Here is a 14,425-nt window from a genome sequence, read left to right as displayed (position 1 = left end):
TTGTGGTGAGCGGTGAGAGCCTGTTGCTCATCCCCTCGTGGCGGCGGGTTGCGGGCGGTGACGGCTGCGCAGTCCCGGCTTGTCGATCTTGCCGACGGGGTTGCGCGGCAAGGCGTCGACGATGTGTATGGCTACGGGCAGTTTCACTTTCGTGAGCCGGTCGCGCAGGTGCTCGGTGAGTTGGTCCTCGGTGACCGGACTGTCGGGGTAGGTGACGACGTAGGCGACGGGCACCTCGCCGTACACGTCGTGGGGTGCTCCCACCACGGCCGCCTCGAGTACGCCGTCGTGAGTGGCGAGTGCGTTCTCGATCTCCTTGGGGTAGATGTTCTCGCCGCCCCGGATGATCATGTCCTTGATGCGGTCGACGAGGGTGAGATAGCCGTCCTCGTCGAGTCGGCCGACGTCGCCGGTGTGGAGCCATCCGTCGACAATCGTCCGGTCGGTCTCCTCGGGACGCCCCAGATAGCCGTGCATCACGTTGGCGCCGCGGACGACGACCTCGCCGACCGCTCCAGGGGGGAGCAGAGCGCCGGAATCGTCCATGATCGCGATGGTCTGCCCCGGCAGTGCGGGCCCCACGGAGCCGAGTTTCCGGACGCCGGCAGGCGGGTTGCACGCCGATGCGCAGGTGCCCTCGGTGAGCCCGTACCCTTCGACGATCACCAGGCCGAAGCGTTGTTCGGCGCGGTCGAGTAGTTCCTTGGAGATCGGCGCGGCGCCGCAGACGGCGAACCGCAACGAGGACGTGTCGGTGACAATCTCCTCGGGTTGCGACGCGAGCAGTGCATAGATTGTCGGGACCGCGGAGAAGTAGGTCGGCCGCAGCCGGGCGACGTCGTCGAAGAATCGGGCCGGGGAAAATCGTCCGGTGACGCTCAATTGCCCTCCCGCCAGCGTCGGCGCGAGAAAGCTGACACAGATCGCGTTGACGTGGAACAGCGGCAGGACGAGTAGGCAGTGGTCATCGGTGGTCAGTGAAAGGTGCTCGGCCAGAGAAGAACTCATGAACTGCAGGTTGTCGTGGGTGAGCATGACTCCCTTGGGGCGCCCCGTCGACCCCGACGTGTAGATCAGTAGTGCGACGTCACTTCCCGCCGGGCGGAGGCCTGGGGTCGGCCCCGAAGGCTGAGACGCGGCCATCTCGTCGACCGCGATCGACGGACGACCGGCGGTAGGGGCGTCAGGTCCCTCGTTCACGACGAGGACGGCGCCGGCGTCGGCGATCTGGTACTCCGCTTCCACGGCGGTGAAGGTGGGATTGACCGGTGTCGCGGCCGCGCCGAGCCGCCAGGCCGCCATCAGCACGACGAGCAGCTCCACCCGGTTCGGCAGCATCACCGCGACGACGTCACCCTTGCCGACCCCGTGTTCGCTCAGTTGTGCCGCGAACGCATCCACGCGATCGGCGAACTGCCGGTACGTGAGGTCGAGGTGGTCGTCGCGCAGGCACGGTGCGTCACCGTGCTCGGTCGCGAGGTCCCAGGTGAAATAGCCGATGTCGGACACTGTTTCGATCCCCTTCGCTTTGCCGTGTGATCCACGACACTATGCGGGGGGAGTGCGGTCCGAAATATTCCGCCGGGCTCGAGTTCGCCCCGGTCTTTGTCCGCGGCGGACAGTGCGGACTGCTACGTGGCGGTGGGCACCCACCGTGGGTCGCGGCCGGTCAGGCCGAGCAGTTGTTCGAGCAGTGGCGCGGAGTCTGGAACGCTCACCGGTGGCCCGAACAGTCCAGGTGTGCCGTGGGGGTTCTGGTCGGCTGACGACTTCGCGAACTCGTATGCGGCGCCGAGTAGTTCCGGTGTGCAGTGGAAGTTCTGGCCGGTGGCGACGGCGAGGTCCCAGCCGTGCACGACGATCTCGTCCACCGCGACCGCGCCCGCGATGTCGGCCGGTAGGTCGAGTCCGCCTGCCTGGGTCATCCCGTGCCATGCCGGCTCCTCGCGCCAAGCTCCGGCCAGGGCGGCCAGACGCTGCGGGATCCGGGTGCGCCAGTCGGTGCCGAGGCGAGCGGCGTCGGCGAAGGGCGGTTGGCTGCCCCCGGCCGGCGGGGTCTTCGTCGCGGCGGCGGTGAACGCGAGTGACAGCCCGTCGATGTGGTCGAGGAGTTCACCGACCGTGAGCTCCGGGCACGGTGTCGGTGCGGTGAGTTGGTCGTCGCGCACGGACTCGACGAGAGCGGCCATCACGTCGGCGGCGGGTCGGAGATCGAACATCTTCAGCACTCCTCGCATCGGTCACTGGAAGGTCGATGGAGGTCCTACGTTACGACGGGCGGCACCGGTCGAGGTCGGAATCCGGGTCATCGGCATGAGGGGTCGAGCTCCCGGTGACCGTCCACGGCGGTGTTACCGGGAGGACTTGGCGATCAGTACTTCCCCTTCGAGTCCGTCGGGGTCGCGGAAGAAGATGCTCTGGACGGCGCCGAAGTCGTTGACGGTTCCGTCGCTGGCCGCCTCGTCGATGAGGCGTTGCCGAATCGTGGCGAATGCCTCGTGGGAGGCGGCCTGCAGGCCGACATGATCGATGCGTCCCCGTCCCCACATGGGTGTTTGGCGCTCGGGTTCGGTGTTGCCTTCGATCACGAAGATGTTCAGCTCGGTGTGCGGGCCGATGCGGATGATGGTCATCGTTTCTTTGCCGTCGTCGCCGTGGGTGCGTGTGGGTCCGACGTCGGCGTCGAACACGTCGGCGTAGAACCGGCCCAACCGGGCGGCGTCCATGGAGATCCAGGCAATGTGGTTGATCCCATCGAGCAGCACGTTGTTCTCCTGTCCTCCTGGTTGCAACTGGCGAGGCCGCGATCACGCAGGACCGTGTGGCCCCGCAGAACGGGCGCCGGGCTAGTGATTGCGAAGCTCGTCGATGAGCTCCTTCTTGTTCAGTTTCGAATAGCCGTGCAAACCCAGCTCTTTGGCACGTTTCTGGAGCTCGTCGACGGTCCAGTCCTCGTATGACGGCGACTTCCCGCCCGACTTTCCGACGTTCTTGCGACCACGACTGGCCGCGGCGTTGGAGATTCGTGCCGCCTTCTCCTTGGAATCGCCCTTCTCGCGGAGTTCCTCGTACATGTCCTGGTCTTTGAGCTGGGGTTGCGAATCTTTGCGTGCCATCTCGTGTTCCTCCCTCCGAAACATTGACGGTGCTGCGTATTCCGCCTACCCGTGCCGCAGGTGAGTCAAACAACGACTCGTGTGCCGTGCGGTCGCGCAGTTATCGAATTGATGTCGCAGCACACGCAGATAGGACTTCGCGGACCGCCAGTTCGTGAGACGTTGGGACGATGATCTCCACCGCCCATGTCCCGGATTCGGTGCTCGACGGTGTCCGGGAGCGTGCTCGCACACCGGCCGTCGCCTGGCTCCGAAGAGGTGCGGTACCGAGCGAATGTCGTTGGACGACCTGATGTCGGATGCCCGGCAGAAGGGCATCCGCCGGTTCGACGAAATCGAGCTTGCCGTGCTCGAGACCAACCGCCGCGTCTCGTTATTCACCCGGGCGGGTGGCGCGGGCGAAGGCGCGCCGGAGCAACCGGGCATCGCGTGAGATGCGGTGGGAGTCGTGCCTGCCCGGCGTCCCGTCCCTGGCCAGCGCTTGGCGTGCGCCGGCGCACGACACCGGAGAAGCCGCCGCCGAGCTGACGCGTTGGTCAGGCGATGACGGCCGACCAGATCTCGTCGACGGAGAGGCCTGAGTCGTCGCTGAGAACAGCTTGGGTGACAAGAAGTTTCCCGGTGTTGACGAGGTGAACGCGCATCGCGGCTTCGGCTCGGTCGGGGTCCCCGGCGATGATGGCATCGATGATGGGCGCATGCTCGTCGTCGATGTCGGTGAGAGTTCGGGTCCTGTCGGCGGTGTTGGCCCCGAGTAGCCGGGTGGTCTCACGCAGGGTCTTGACGATCGCACGGGCACGGGCGTTGTCGGCGGCGTCGAGGATCAGGTCGTGAAGCCCGAGATCGTGGTGGGCGAACTCGTGTTCGTCGCCGCCCGCGGCGGCGTCCTGCATCAGGCGTCGTTGCCGGAGCAGTGCGTCCGAGAGCGTGGAGTCGGCCACGGTTGCGGCCTTGCGGACCGCGGGAAGTTCCAGGGCCAACCGGACTGCGAAGATCTCCGCGATCTCCTTCGGCCGGGGGAGGAGAATGCGGAAGCCCTGGCGTGCTTCGAACTTGATGAGTCCCACTTCTTCCAGGCGCAGCAAAGCGTCCCGCACCGGGGTTCGGGAGATGCCCAGGCCCTCGGCGAGTTGGTAGACCGAGTACTTCACTCCTGGTTTCATGCGGCCGTCGTCGATGGCCGCCCGTACCGCCGCGATCGCCTGCTCCATCCGTCGGCCCGTGAACGGGGTGAGCGGTTCGAGTTCGAGCGCTTCGTCTGCCACCCGATCACTGTAACAACTCAGGGCTGTTCGTAGCATGCTAGAGGTTGTAGCATGCTACGAATGATCTCCGCTGAATCACTGGCCGCTGAGCTGCGCAGTTCGGGAGTGAGCGATGTTCTCTCCGACGGCACCACCCGCGCTGCCTACTCGTCCGATGCGTCCCTGTACCGGGTGCGGCCACTGGTCGTCGCGCGGCCACGCCATGCCGACGAGGTCGCTGCCGCCCTCGAGGTGTGCCGCCGAGAGGGCGTGCCGCTGACCTCGCGAGGTGGCGGCACGTCCGTTGCCGGTAACGCTGTCGGGACGGGACTGATTCTCGACTTCAGCCGACACATGAACCGGGTGCTCTCGATCGACAGGGACGCACAGACCGCCACCGTCGAGCCGGGGACGATTCAGACGGTGCTGCAGCAGGCCGTTGCACCGCACGGCCTGCGATTCGGGCCCGACCCGTCGACGTTCACCCGCTGCACCATCGGCGGCATGATCGGAAACAATGCCTGCGGTTCACGCACGCTCGGATACGGCCGGACCTCGGACAATGTGACGGGTTTGCACGTGCTGACCGGAACCGGGGAGTCGTTGCACCTGGGTTCGGCCGGCGAGGTGACGGCTTCCCCGGCACTGAGTGCATTGCAGCAGGTCACCCGCGCCGGTTTGGCGACCATTCGTACCGAACTCGGGCAATTCGGCCGTCAGGTGTCCGGATACGCCCTCGAACACCTCCTGCCGGAGAATCGGTTCGACGTGACCCGCATGCTGGTCGGCACGGAGGGCACCCTCGCGGTGGCAACTCGTGCGACAGTCCGCTTGGTGTCCGAGCCCGCCCACCGTGTCCTGGTCGTGCTGGGATACGCCGACATCGCGTCGGCGGGCGACGCGACCCCGCTGGTGCTGAAGTTCGATCCGACCGCCTGCGAGGGTATCGATTCCCGGATCGTCGAGGTCGTGCGTGAGCGCCGCGGCCCGGACGCGGTTCCGCCGTTGCCCACCGGGGCGGCCTGGTTGTTCGTCGAGGTCGTCGGCGACGACCTGGACGAGACGATCGCCAGGGCCCAGCAGGTCGGACGCGACTGCGGAGCCGTGGACAGCCTCGTGGTCACCGACGCGGGCCGTACCGCCCAGCTGTGGCGGATCCGCGCCGATGGTGCCGGACTCGCCGGCGGCAGTCCCGCCGGCCTGCCCGCACACGCGGGCTGGGAGGACGCGGCAGTACCGCCGGCCATGCTCGGCGACTACCTACGCGACTTCGACGCCCTGATGGACGAATTCCACGTCACCGGCCTGCCGTACGGGCACTTCGGTGACGGATGTCTGCACGTGCGCATAGATTGGCCGCTGGACAAGCCCGGCGGCAGCGGCATCTTCCGCGACTTCCTGGTCTCGGCGAGCACACTCGTCGCCGGCTACGGCGGATCCCTGTCCGGGGAGCACGGGGACGGTCGCGCCCGCAGCGAACTCTTACCGCTGATGTACTCACCGGACGCAATGAATCTCTTCGCTGCCGTCAAGCACGTCTTCGACCCAGACAACATCCTCAACCCCGGTGTCGTGGTCGACCCCCGTCCGGTCGACGCGGACCTGCGCATCCCCGCAGCCCCACTCCTGCGCCGCAACCTGGCCCTGGCCTACCACCACGACGACGGCGACTTCACCCAGGCGGTGCACCGCTGCACCGGCGTCGGAAAATGCCGGGCCGACAACACCGCCACCGGGGGAGTGATGTGCCCGTCGTATCAGGCGACCCGGGAGGAGAAGGACTCCACCCGCGGCCGCGCGCGCGTGCTGCAGGAGATGATCAACGGCACCGGCATCGAGGGTGGCTGGCGATCACCCGAAGTTCACGACGCCCTCGACCTGTGTCTGTCCTGCAAGGGGTGCTCCTCGGACTGCCCGACCGGTGTCGACATGGCCGCGTTCAAATCCGAAGTGCTGCACCAGAGCTACAAGGGCCGCGTCCGGCCCGCCTCGCACTACTCGCTGGGGTGGCTCCCGCGCTGGGCGAAGATCGCCAGCCGCGCGCCCGGTCTGGTCAACGCCACGATGCGCGTTCCCGGCATCGGACCGCTGGCGTTGTCGTCGGCCGGGGTGGACAAGCGCCGCACCATCCCACCGTTCGCGAAGCAGACGTTCCGGTCCTGGTTCAAGACCACGGAAAACGACCGTGCCACTACCGGTGACCCGGTATTGCTGTTCGTGGATTCGTTCACCAACTACTTCACCCCCGAAGTCGGGCACGCCACGGTGCAGGTGCTCGAGGCCGCCGGTTACCGGCCGCAACTGACCGACAAGCAGCAGTGCTGCGGGCTCACCTGGATCTCCACCGGGCAGCTCACCGCGGCGAAGAAGATCCTCGGCCGCACCGTGGACGCACTGTCCGGTAGTGCCGCGGCCGGAATTCCGATCGTCGGAATGGAGCCGTCCTGCACGGGTGTGTTGCGCTCGGACGCCGCGGAACTGCTGGGTACGTCGGCGGCAGAACCGGTCGCCGAGGCAACTCGCACCCTCGCGGAACTGTTGACGGACCGAGGGTGGGAACCGCCGTCTCTCCAAGGCAAGTCCGTTGTCGCGCAGCCGCACTGCCATCATCATTCGGTGATGGGGTGGAGTCCGGACGCGCAGCTTCTCGAGAAGGCCGGTGCGCAGGTTCAGCGACTGGGCGGATGCTGCGGGTTGGCCGGCAACTTCGGCGTGGAGAAGGGGCATTACGAGGTGTCGGTGGCTGTCGCCGAACAGCAATTGCTGCCCGCCGTGGTGGGGGCCGATGCGGACACGACGATCCTGGCCGACGGCTACTCCTGCCGGACCCAGTTGTCGGATCTGACCGATCGTCGCGGTGACCACTTGGCGCAGTTGCTCGCCGCTCAGCTCGACGCCGATGCTGTGCGTCGACGGGACTGACCATCGGTGGTCCCTCGGATCGGAAACGTCGAGAGGGGTGCTCCAGCACACCATGTGCGGGAGCACCCCTCTCGGGCGTGCACACAAACAAAGGGGGTGACGGCGGGAGACCGTGGGTCTCACTCGCCGCCACCCCGGGTGCTACTTCGAGGCGGGCCTGGTGATCGGCCCAGGAGCGGGAACGGAGATGTTGTCCGCGAGCGGACGCTGGGGGTTGATGCGACGGCGAAGCCGGTAGGCGATCAACGTCGCGACAAGGGCTCCGACGCTCAGGGAGATCTGCGAGCGCGACGATTCGACGTAGAACATCGACACCAGCACGGCGAGGATGCCGCCGGCGGCGAGGATAGACAGGTAGGGGAACAGCCACATCTTCAGGCGGAGTCGGGCGACTTCTTCTCGGGTCATCAGGCCGCGCAGTTTGATCTGCGACATCGCGATCATCAGGTAGACCATCAGGATGGTGGCGCCGGAGGCGTTGAGCAGGAAGGCGAAGACGGTTTCGGGGGAGAGGTAGTCGAGGCCGATGCAGGCGAAGCCGACGAGGGTCGCAAGGAGCAGCGAGTTGCGGGGAACGCCGTGCTTGTCCAGCTTTGCGATGCTCTGTGGCGCATCGCCTTTGTGCGCGAGGGTGAAGAGCATCCGCGAGGAGGTGTAGAGGCCGGAGTTCAGGCAGGAGAGTACGGCGACGAGCACCACAGCGTTCATGATGTCGGGTCCGCCGGGGATGCCCATGTGGGTGAGGGCGTCGACGAACGGCGACTGGCCGACCTTGACGTCGGTCCAGGGCACGATGATGGCGAGCAGCAGCACGGAGCCGATGTAGAAGAACCCGATGCGGGCGATCACGGAATTGGTGGCCTTGGCGACGGCCTTCTCCGGTTCGGCGGATTCGGCTGCGGCGATGGTGGCGATTTCGGGGCCGACCATGGAGAAGACGGCGACGACGACGCCGGAGAGTATGACGGTCCAACCGTTGGGGGTGAAGCCGCCGTGATCGGTGAGGTTGGAGAAGTCAGCGGAATGGCTGGGCCACAGCCCGAAGACGTAGGCGGCACCGAGGCCGAGGAACAGCAGGATCGCGGCGACCTTGATACCTGCGAACCAGTACTCGAACTCGCCGAAGTTGCGGACCGAGCGGAGGTTCGTGGCGACCATGGCCAGCAACAGGACGACCGCCATCACCCAGGAGGGCAGGTCGATCCAGCGTTGCAGCAATTTGCCGCCGATGACGGCTTCGGCGCCGACCGCGACGACCCAGAAGAACCAGTACAGCCAGCCGGTGGTGAAGCCTGCCCACCCCCCGAAGGCCTTGCGTGCATAGCCGGCGAACGATCCGGTCGACGGGTTGGTGGTGGCCATTTCGCCGAGCATGCGCATCACGAGGACGATGACGACACCGGTGATCGCGTAGGACACGAATGCTGCGGGCCCGGAGGTGTGCAGCAGGGCGCTCGATCCCACGAAGAGGCCTGCGCCGATGACACCTCCGATCGCGATCATGGTGAGGTGTCGTTGTTTCAGAGACTTCTGCAACGTCTCGGGCGGTTGTTCGAGAGTGGACATCAAACGCTCCAAAGGTCGAGTCGGACACGAGATCGAAAGCGCGAGCTGTGCCCCGGTGGTCGCAGGCGCGATCGGACGCCGAGATACCGTGACGGGCCGAGGACGGAAATGCCGTCCAGGGCCCAGCCAGATGGCGGACTTCCGTTCGTGTGTGATCAACGTAACGGCCGATCACGTAGCATGCTAGGGACAGGTGTCAGAACTTTCCGCCCCGACAGTCAGACACTTGTATGGCCGACTCGGAATGATCGCCATAGTTATCGCTCACGAAATACGCTGTTCACGGAGATGGTGGAGTGAATCTCGATGAAGTGGTCACCGAGGTGGCCGAACGCCTGTCGTCATCGGTGGTCCTGGTCGACCGGGCCTTTTCGCTGATCGCCTACAGCACCCAGTCGCCGGACGTCGACAAAGATCGGGTGCAGTCGATCCTCGCCCGCAGTTGCCCGCCGGAGGCGCGTGCGTGGTACGAAAGTTTCGGGATTGCGGATACCACGCGCCCAGTAATTACGCCAGAGAATCCAGACATCGAGGCGTCGTCGCGGATCTGCCTTCCGGCCCGCTGCGCAGGCACGGCGTACGGATATCTGTTCGTCCTTCCGGATGAGAACGGCGCCGTGTCCGACGGCGATCTCACCGCCGCGATGTCCCTGGCCGGGCAGGCGGGCGCACAACTCGCACACACCTCCCGGGGCCGGGACGATATGGCGGTCGCCGTCGCAGACCTCCTCGAGGGTGACCGAAAGGCTTTCGCCCGTGCGATTACTCGCATCGAAGACTCCGGACTCTTCCCGGACGGCAGTGCGTTGACCGTGCTGGCCGTCGACGGTCTCCTGCCCGCCCCCGGCACCCGCACCCTGCTGGCACCGATCGGATCGCTGACCGCGGTCATGGTTCCCGCCGGCGACGGCGCCGTCGACCCCGTTCGGTCCATTGCCGAGAGCGGCGCGGGTGCCGGCGCTCTGGTCGGTGTGGGGGGTTCGTATCAGGGGTTGCGATCTGCGCGCCGAAGCTGGCAGCAGGCCAAACTCGGCGTCCGGGTCGCCCGGCACGACGAATCGATGGGACCGATCGCCTACTGGGAAGAACTCGGCATCTACCGGCTGTCCTCATGCGGACCCACCAGCGTCCTCGCCGATGCAGTCCTCACCCCGTCCGTGCGGGCCCTGCTCGACCACCGCAACATCGACCTGCTCGTCACCGCGCGGACCTACCTGGACCAGGCGGGTGACACCGGCGCCACGGCCGGTGTACTCGGCATTCACCGCCAGACCCTGTACTACCGCCTCGCGAAGATCGAGGAAATCACCGGCCTCGATCTTTCGGTGGGTGCGCAGCGCCTCGAGTTGCATGTCGGCCTCACCCTCGGGCGCTTCATCTTCGAGCATCTCGGCACCGAAGAGGGGCGCAACGGCGAGCAGGCCTGACTGCTGTTTCTCCGATCAGGCGATCAGATCTACTCGGCCGCCGCCGGGTCGACCGCGGCGCGCACGATGTCGGTGACGGCCCGCACCGTAGGCCTGGTATCCGAGCCGGCGAGGCGTATGAGGACGATTCGCCGACCGATCTCCTGCTCCAGGTCGACGCGGATGATCGGCACCGAACTGTTGAGCCTCATCATCAGGTCGGTGACCGGCGCCGCCCCCAACCCCTTTCCGGCCAGCGCCAGAGACACGGCGGTGTCGACGATTTCGTGCCGCACGATCGGCTCGAAACCCTCCTGGCGGCAGGCGATACGAACAGCGCGACCGAACTGGGTTTCCGCGGGCGGCAGGATCCAGTTCCACTCCGCGGCCTCGCGCAGATCGATGGTGCCTTCGGTGCGGATGCCGTAGGCACCGGAGGAGACGGCGAGTCCGAATCGCTCGCTGCGCAGGGTGATCATCTCGATATCCGGTGTGCGGGGCATCGGTGAATTGGGGTAGTCCAGCCCGAAGGCGACGTCGACCTGACCGCGTTGGACCGCGGTGGCGGCCTCGTCGACGTCGAGTTCACGGCTGCTCAGGGCGAGATGCGGGTACTTGCGCTGCGCTGCGGCCACCACCGGTGGCAACAACGCCGCAGCGGTACTGCCGAAGGTGCCGAGAAGAAGAGGCGCAGCGACGTCGTCGTGCACCGCGCGAAGCGCGTCGAGGGCCCGCTGCTCCGCGCTCAAGATCTTCACCGCGTGCTCGGCCAGAACGGTCCCGGAATCGGTGAGCACGACGTTGCGACCCACCTTGGTGACGAGCCGGGAGCCGACGGCTTTCTCCAAGGCTGCGATCTGCTGTGATACGGCGCCCGCGGTGTACCCGAGTTCCTCGGCGACCGCGACCATCGTTCCACGCCGGGCCAGCTCTCGGAGTGCCACGAGGTGCGCCAAGCTCATATTCATATAGAGATTCTAAACGGTGGTGGCAAACTTTCTTCGCTGGTGCTATTCATTTCCGCGGACCACGATGAACGTGCGGAACGAAACGTCGGACACGTCGGAGCTCTTCGTAGCCGGCCGGCGACCACGATCGCGATCTCACCCGATCCTCATCGACCCTGGAGTTGCACGCCATGCCGATCACCCAGCAGTGGGAACTGCGCGCCGAGTTCGCTCGCCGTCTCTCGCATCTGTACGGGAAGGAAGTTCCCGCATACACCACGTTGCTCGAGGTATCGCAGGCCGTCAACGACACCGTGCTGTCGGATCTCGGTGCGGGCGCAGAACGTCTGGGTTCCATCGCCCGGGTCACCGCCGAACGTCACGGGGCCATCCGAGTGGGCACCCCGCAGGAGATGGCCCAGGTCGCCCGCGTGTTCGCGGCTATGGGCATGTACCCGGTCGGGTTCTACGACCTGCGCGAGGCCGCTGCCAGTTCGGTTCCGGTCGTCTCGACGGCTTTCCGTCCGACGGACCCGGACGAACTGGCGCGCAACCCCTTCCGGGTGTTCACCTCCATGCTGGTGCCCTCGGATCGCCGCTTCTTCAGCGCCGATCTGCAGCAACGCCTGGAAAGCTTCCTCGCCAAGCGCAGGCTGTTCACCACCGAACTGCTGGTCCTCGCCGACCGGGCGACCGAGTACCGGGGGCTGAATTCCGGTGACGCCGAGATGTTCCTGACGTTGGCCACCGCGGCATTCAAGCTGTCCACCGAGGCCGTCGACCGCGCCTGGTACCGCGAACTCGAGCAGGTCTCCTCGGTGGCCGCCGATATCGGTGGCGTCACCAGCACACACATCAACCACCTGACCCCTCGCGTGCTCGACATCGACGATCTCTACGCCCGCATGGAGCGTCGCCGGATCGACATGATCGACACGATCCAGGGTCCGCCGCGGTGGGCCGGTCCGGATCTGCTGCTGCGGCAGACCTCGTTCCGGGCTCTCGCCGAACCGCGGGTGTTCCGCGAACCCGACGGCAGCGTCGAGAAGGGTTCACTGCGGGTGCGTTTCGGTGAGGTGGAGGCCCGCGGTATCGCCGCCACCGTCCGCGGCCGCGAGGTCTACGACCGATTGACCGTCGAGGTCGAGCAGGCGGTCCGAGAGGCGGCCGCGACCGCTCCGGTGTCGGCCGAGGTACGCAACGAGATCGCCGCCGAGCTGTGGAACCAGCAGGTGCCCGCCACCGAGCAGGGGCTTGCCCTGCACGATCTGGCGTACTTCACCTACCGGGTCGACACCGACAAGCAGCGCAACGGCACGGTGCCCGGGCGATCACTCCAGGATCTGATCGATCAGGGCTGGGTCCGCCCGGAGCCGATCGTCTACGAGGATTTCCTGCCGAGATCCGCGGCCGGGATCTTCCAGTCCAACCTGACCTCGGACGGACACAAGGACACCACACAGTCGACGACCGATATCGACGCCGCCTGGATGGAAGGAGTTCTGGGCCGCCCACTGCACGACCCGTACACGCTCTACGACGGGATCCGCCGCGCATCCCTCGATCACGTTGCCAACCAATTGGAAATTTGCGGACCCATCGAAGAACCGGCACCCATCGCTACCCAAGGAGTCAAGTAAATGAGCACCGCTGTCGCCGAGACCATCGCCCTGCCCACCACCGACGAACTGCGCACGCTCGCACGCACCAGCCTGCAGCGATGTGGGGTCGACCCGGCCGTACTCGACACCGCTGGGGTCGAGAACACCATCACCACCCGCACCCCGGTCACGGGGGAGCGCCTGTTCGACTATCCCGCGGCCGGCGCCGCCGACGTCGAGGCCGCGATCGATGCCGCCCACGAGGCGTTTCTGCAGTGGCGCACCGTTCCCGGCCCGGTCCGCGGATTCCTGATCAAACGCCTCGGTGAACTGCTCACCGAGCACAAGGAAGACGTCGCCAACCTGATCAGCATCGAGGTCGGCAAGATCCGCTCGGAGGCCCTTGGCGAGGTCCAGGAGATGATCGACATCTGCGACTTCGCGGTTGGTCTGTCCCGGCAGCTCGACGGCCGCACCATGCCCTCGGAGCGTCCCGGACACCGACTGATGGAGACCTGGCACCCGCTCGGTGTCGTCGGTGTCGTCTCGGCGTTCAACTTCCCGGCCGCGGTGTGGTCCTGGAACCTGGCTCTTGCCATCGTCTGCGGGGATTCGGTGGTCTGGAAGCCGGCTCAGTTGACCACCCTCACCGCCGCCGCATGCTCGGCGCTGTTCGACCGTGCCGCAGAAGAATCCGGCGCCCCGGCCAACCTGAATGTCCTCGTCTCGGCGAGTGCCGCCGACACCCAGGCCCTGATCGACAGCCCGAAGGTGCCGTTGATCAGCGCTACCGGTTCCGAGCGGATGGGTGAGCAGATCGCTCCCCGCGTCGCCGCCCGCTTCGGCCGCGCGATCCTCGAGCTCGGCGGAAACAACGCTGCGATCGTCACACCGTCGGCGGACCTCGACATCGCTACCCGCGGAATCGTTTTCGCCGCTGCCGGAACCGCCGGCCAGCGCTGCACCTCGATGCGCCGCATCATCGTCCACCAGGACATCGCCGACGCGCTGATCGACCGGATCTCCCAGGTCTACGGCCGCCTCCCGATCGGTGACCCGTTCGCCGACGGCACCCTCGTGGGCCCGCTGATCGACGGCAAGTCCCACGCCAACATGACCGCGGCCCTCGAGAAGGCGGTCGCGCAAGGCGGCGAGATCCTCGTCGGCGGAAAACGCCGCCCGAGCAGCGAAGACTCGTACTACGTCGAGCCGGCGATCGTGCGGATGCCGGCCCAGAGCGAGATCGTCAAGGACGAAACCTTCGCCCCGATCCTCTACGTGCTGACCTACAACACGTTCGAGGAGGCGATCGCCCTGCACAACGACGTCCCGCAGGGCCTGTCGTCCTCGATCTTCACCACCGACCAGCGTGAGGCCGAGCGGTTCATCGCCGCCGACGGTTCGGACTGCGGCATCGTCAACGTCAACATCGGCACGTCCGGCGCCGAGATCGGCGGCGCATTCGGCGGCGAGAAGACCACCGGCGGCGGCCGCGAATCCGGCTCGGATGCTTGGCGCGCCTACATGCGCCGGGCAACCAACACCATCAACTACTCCCGCGAGCTGCCCCTGGCTCAGGGCGTCAACTTCGGCTGACATCCCCGCTTTCGAATCGCACGAGGA

Annotated in this window: 11 protein-coding genes and 1 pseudogene; 5 read left to right on the top strand and 7 right to left on the bottom strand. The window is 66.5% G+C overall.

Annotation, left to right across the window (positions count from 1 at the left end; genetic code table 11):
* Positions 1 to 27 precede the first annotated feature (27 nt).
* The 4 genes from G9373_RS12780 to G9373_RS12765 all read right to left on the bottom strand — a co-directional run bounded on the left by G9373_RS12780 (position 28) and on the right by G9373_RS12765 (position 3,116).
* Positions 28 to 1,509 (bottom strand): AMP-binding protein, encoded by a 1,482-nt coding sequence (locus G9373_RS12780; protein WP_167115343.1) that lies wholly within the window; start codon positions 1,507 to 1,509, stop codon positions 28 to 30.
* A gap of 122 nt (positions 1,510 to 1,631) precedes the next feature.
* Positions 1,632 to 2,219: a TIGR03086 family metal-binding protein gene (locus G9373_RS12775; protein ID WP_037202772.1), complete on the bottom strand. Its 588-nt coding sequence runs from the start codon at positions 2,217 to 2,219 to the stop codon at positions 1,632 to 1,634.
* Positions 2,220 to 2,351: 132 nt separating this feature from the next.
* A complete protein-coding gene (locus G9373_RS12770) occupies positions 2,352 to 2,765 on the bottom strand; it encodes a VOC family protein (protein ID WP_167115340.1) in 414 nt (137 codons plus the stop codon).
* 81 nt (positions 2,766 to 2,846) lie between these two features.
* Positions 2,847 to 3,116: a Rho termination factor N-terminal domain-containing protein gene (locus G9373_RS12765; protein ID WP_005253118.1), complete on the bottom strand. Its 270-nt coding sequence runs from the start codon at positions 3,114 to 3,116 to the stop codon at positions 2,847 to 2,849.
* Positions 3,117 to 3,381: 265 nt separating this feature from the next.
* On the opposite strand from G9373_RS12765, the pseudogene G9373_RS12760 reads away from it, so the two are divergent.
* Positions 3,382 to 3,549, top strand: a pseudogene (locus G9373_RS12760) (YetF domain-containing protein); the annotation flags it as partial.
* Between the two features lie 103 nt (positions 3,550 to 3,652).
* On the opposite strand, the gene G9373_RS12755 reads toward G9373_RS12760, so the two are convergent.
* Complete coding sequence (locus G9373_RS12755) at positions 3,653 to 4,381, bottom strand: GntR family transcriptional regulator (protein ID WP_167115337.1); 729 nt, start codon at positions 4,379 to 4,381, stop codon at positions 3,653 to 3,655.
* Between the two features lie 51 nt (positions 4,382 to 4,432).
* On the opposite strand from G9373_RS12755, the gene G9373_RS12750 reads away from it, so the two are divergent.
* Positions 4,433 to 7,282 (top strand): FAD-binding and (Fe-S)-binding domain-containing protein, encoded by a 2,850-nt coding sequence (locus G9373_RS12750; protein WP_167115334.1) that lies wholly within the window; start codon positions 4,433 to 4,435, stop codon positions 7,280 to 7,282.
* 141 nt (positions 7,283 to 7,423) lie between these two features.
* Here the strand turns inward: G9373_RS12750 and G9373_RS12745 are convergent, their stop codons facing one another.
* Positions 7,424 to 8,848 carry an amino acid permease gene (locus G9373_RS12745; protein WP_005253123.1) on the bottom strand — a complete coding sequence of 475 codons (1,425 nt, stop codon included), beginning with the start codon at positions 8,846 to 8,848 and terminating at the stop codon, positions 7,424 to 7,426.
* A gap of 296 nt (positions 8,849 to 9,144) precedes the next feature.
* On the opposite strand from G9373_RS12745, the gene G9373_RS12740 reads away from it, so the two are divergent.
* Positions 9,145 to 10,275, top strand: a complete 1,131-nt coding sequence (locus tag G9373_RS12740) for a helix-turn-helix domain-containing protein (protein WP_167115331.1) — start codon at positions 9,145 to 9,147, stop codon at positions 10,273 to 10,275.
* A 29-nt stretch (positions 10,276 to 10,304) separates the two neighbouring features.
* Here G9373_RS12740 and G9373_RS12735 read toward each other — a convergent pair whose 3' ends face one another.
* Positions 10,305 to 11,222, bottom strand: coding sequence for a LysR substrate-binding domain-containing protein (locus G9373_RS12735; protein ID WP_167115328.1), 918 nt, complete (start codon positions 11,220 to 11,222; stop codon positions 10,305 to 10,307).
* 170 nt (positions 11,223 to 11,392) lie between these two features.
* Here G9373_RS12735 and G9373_RS12730 point away from each other — a divergent pair, with 170 nt between their 5' ends.
* Positions 11,393 to 12,841, top strand: coding sequence for a VOC family protein (locus G9373_RS12730; protein ID WP_005571352.1), 1,449 nt, complete (start codon positions 11,393 to 11,395; stop codon positions 12,839 to 12,841).
* Positions 12,842 to 14,398 (top strand): aldehyde dehydrogenase family protein, encoded by a 1,557-nt coding sequence (locus tag G9373_RS12725; RefSeq protein ID WP_065491298.1) that lies wholly within the window; start codon positions 12,842 to 12,844, stop codon positions 14,396 to 14,398.
* Positions 14,399 to 14,425: the final 27 nt, after the last annotated feature.

The organism is Rhodococcus sp. A14 (assembly GCF_011603105.1).
GTDB lineage: Bacteria > Actinomycetota > Actinomycetes > Mycobacteriales > Mycobacteriaceae > Rhodococcus_F > Rhodococcus_F opacus.
This window is presented reverse-complemented; position numbering and strand designations above follow the sequence as displayed.

Coding starts and splice junctions, on each gene's coding strand:
- G9373_RS12725 (WP_065491298.1), top strand. CDS start 12,842: ATGAGCACCGCTGTCGCCGAGACCATCGCCCTGCCCACCACCGACGAA.
- G9373_RS12775 (WP_037202772.1), bottom strand. CDS start 2,219: ATGTTCGATCTCCGACCCGCCGCCGACGTGATGGCCGCTCTCGTCGAG.
- G9373_RS12765 (WP_005253118.1), bottom strand. CDS start 3,116: ATGGCACGCAAAGATTCGCAACCCCAGCTCAAAGACCAGGACATGTAC.
- G9373_RS12750 (WP_167115334.1), top strand. CDS start 4,433: ATGCTACGAATGATCTCCGCTGAATCACTGGCCGCTGAGCTGCGCAGT.
- G9373_RS12745 (WP_005253123.1), bottom strand. CDS start 8,848: ATGTCCACTCTCGAACAACCGCCCGAGACGTTGCAGAAGTCTCTGAAA.
- G9373_RS12735 (WP_167115328.1), bottom strand. CDS start 11,222: ATGAATATGAGCTTGGCGCACCTCGTGGCACTCCGAGAGCTGGCCCGG.
- G9373_RS12730 (WP_005571352.1), top strand. CDS start 11,393: ATGCCGATCACCCAGCAGTGGGAACTGCGCGCCGAGTTCGCTCGCCGT.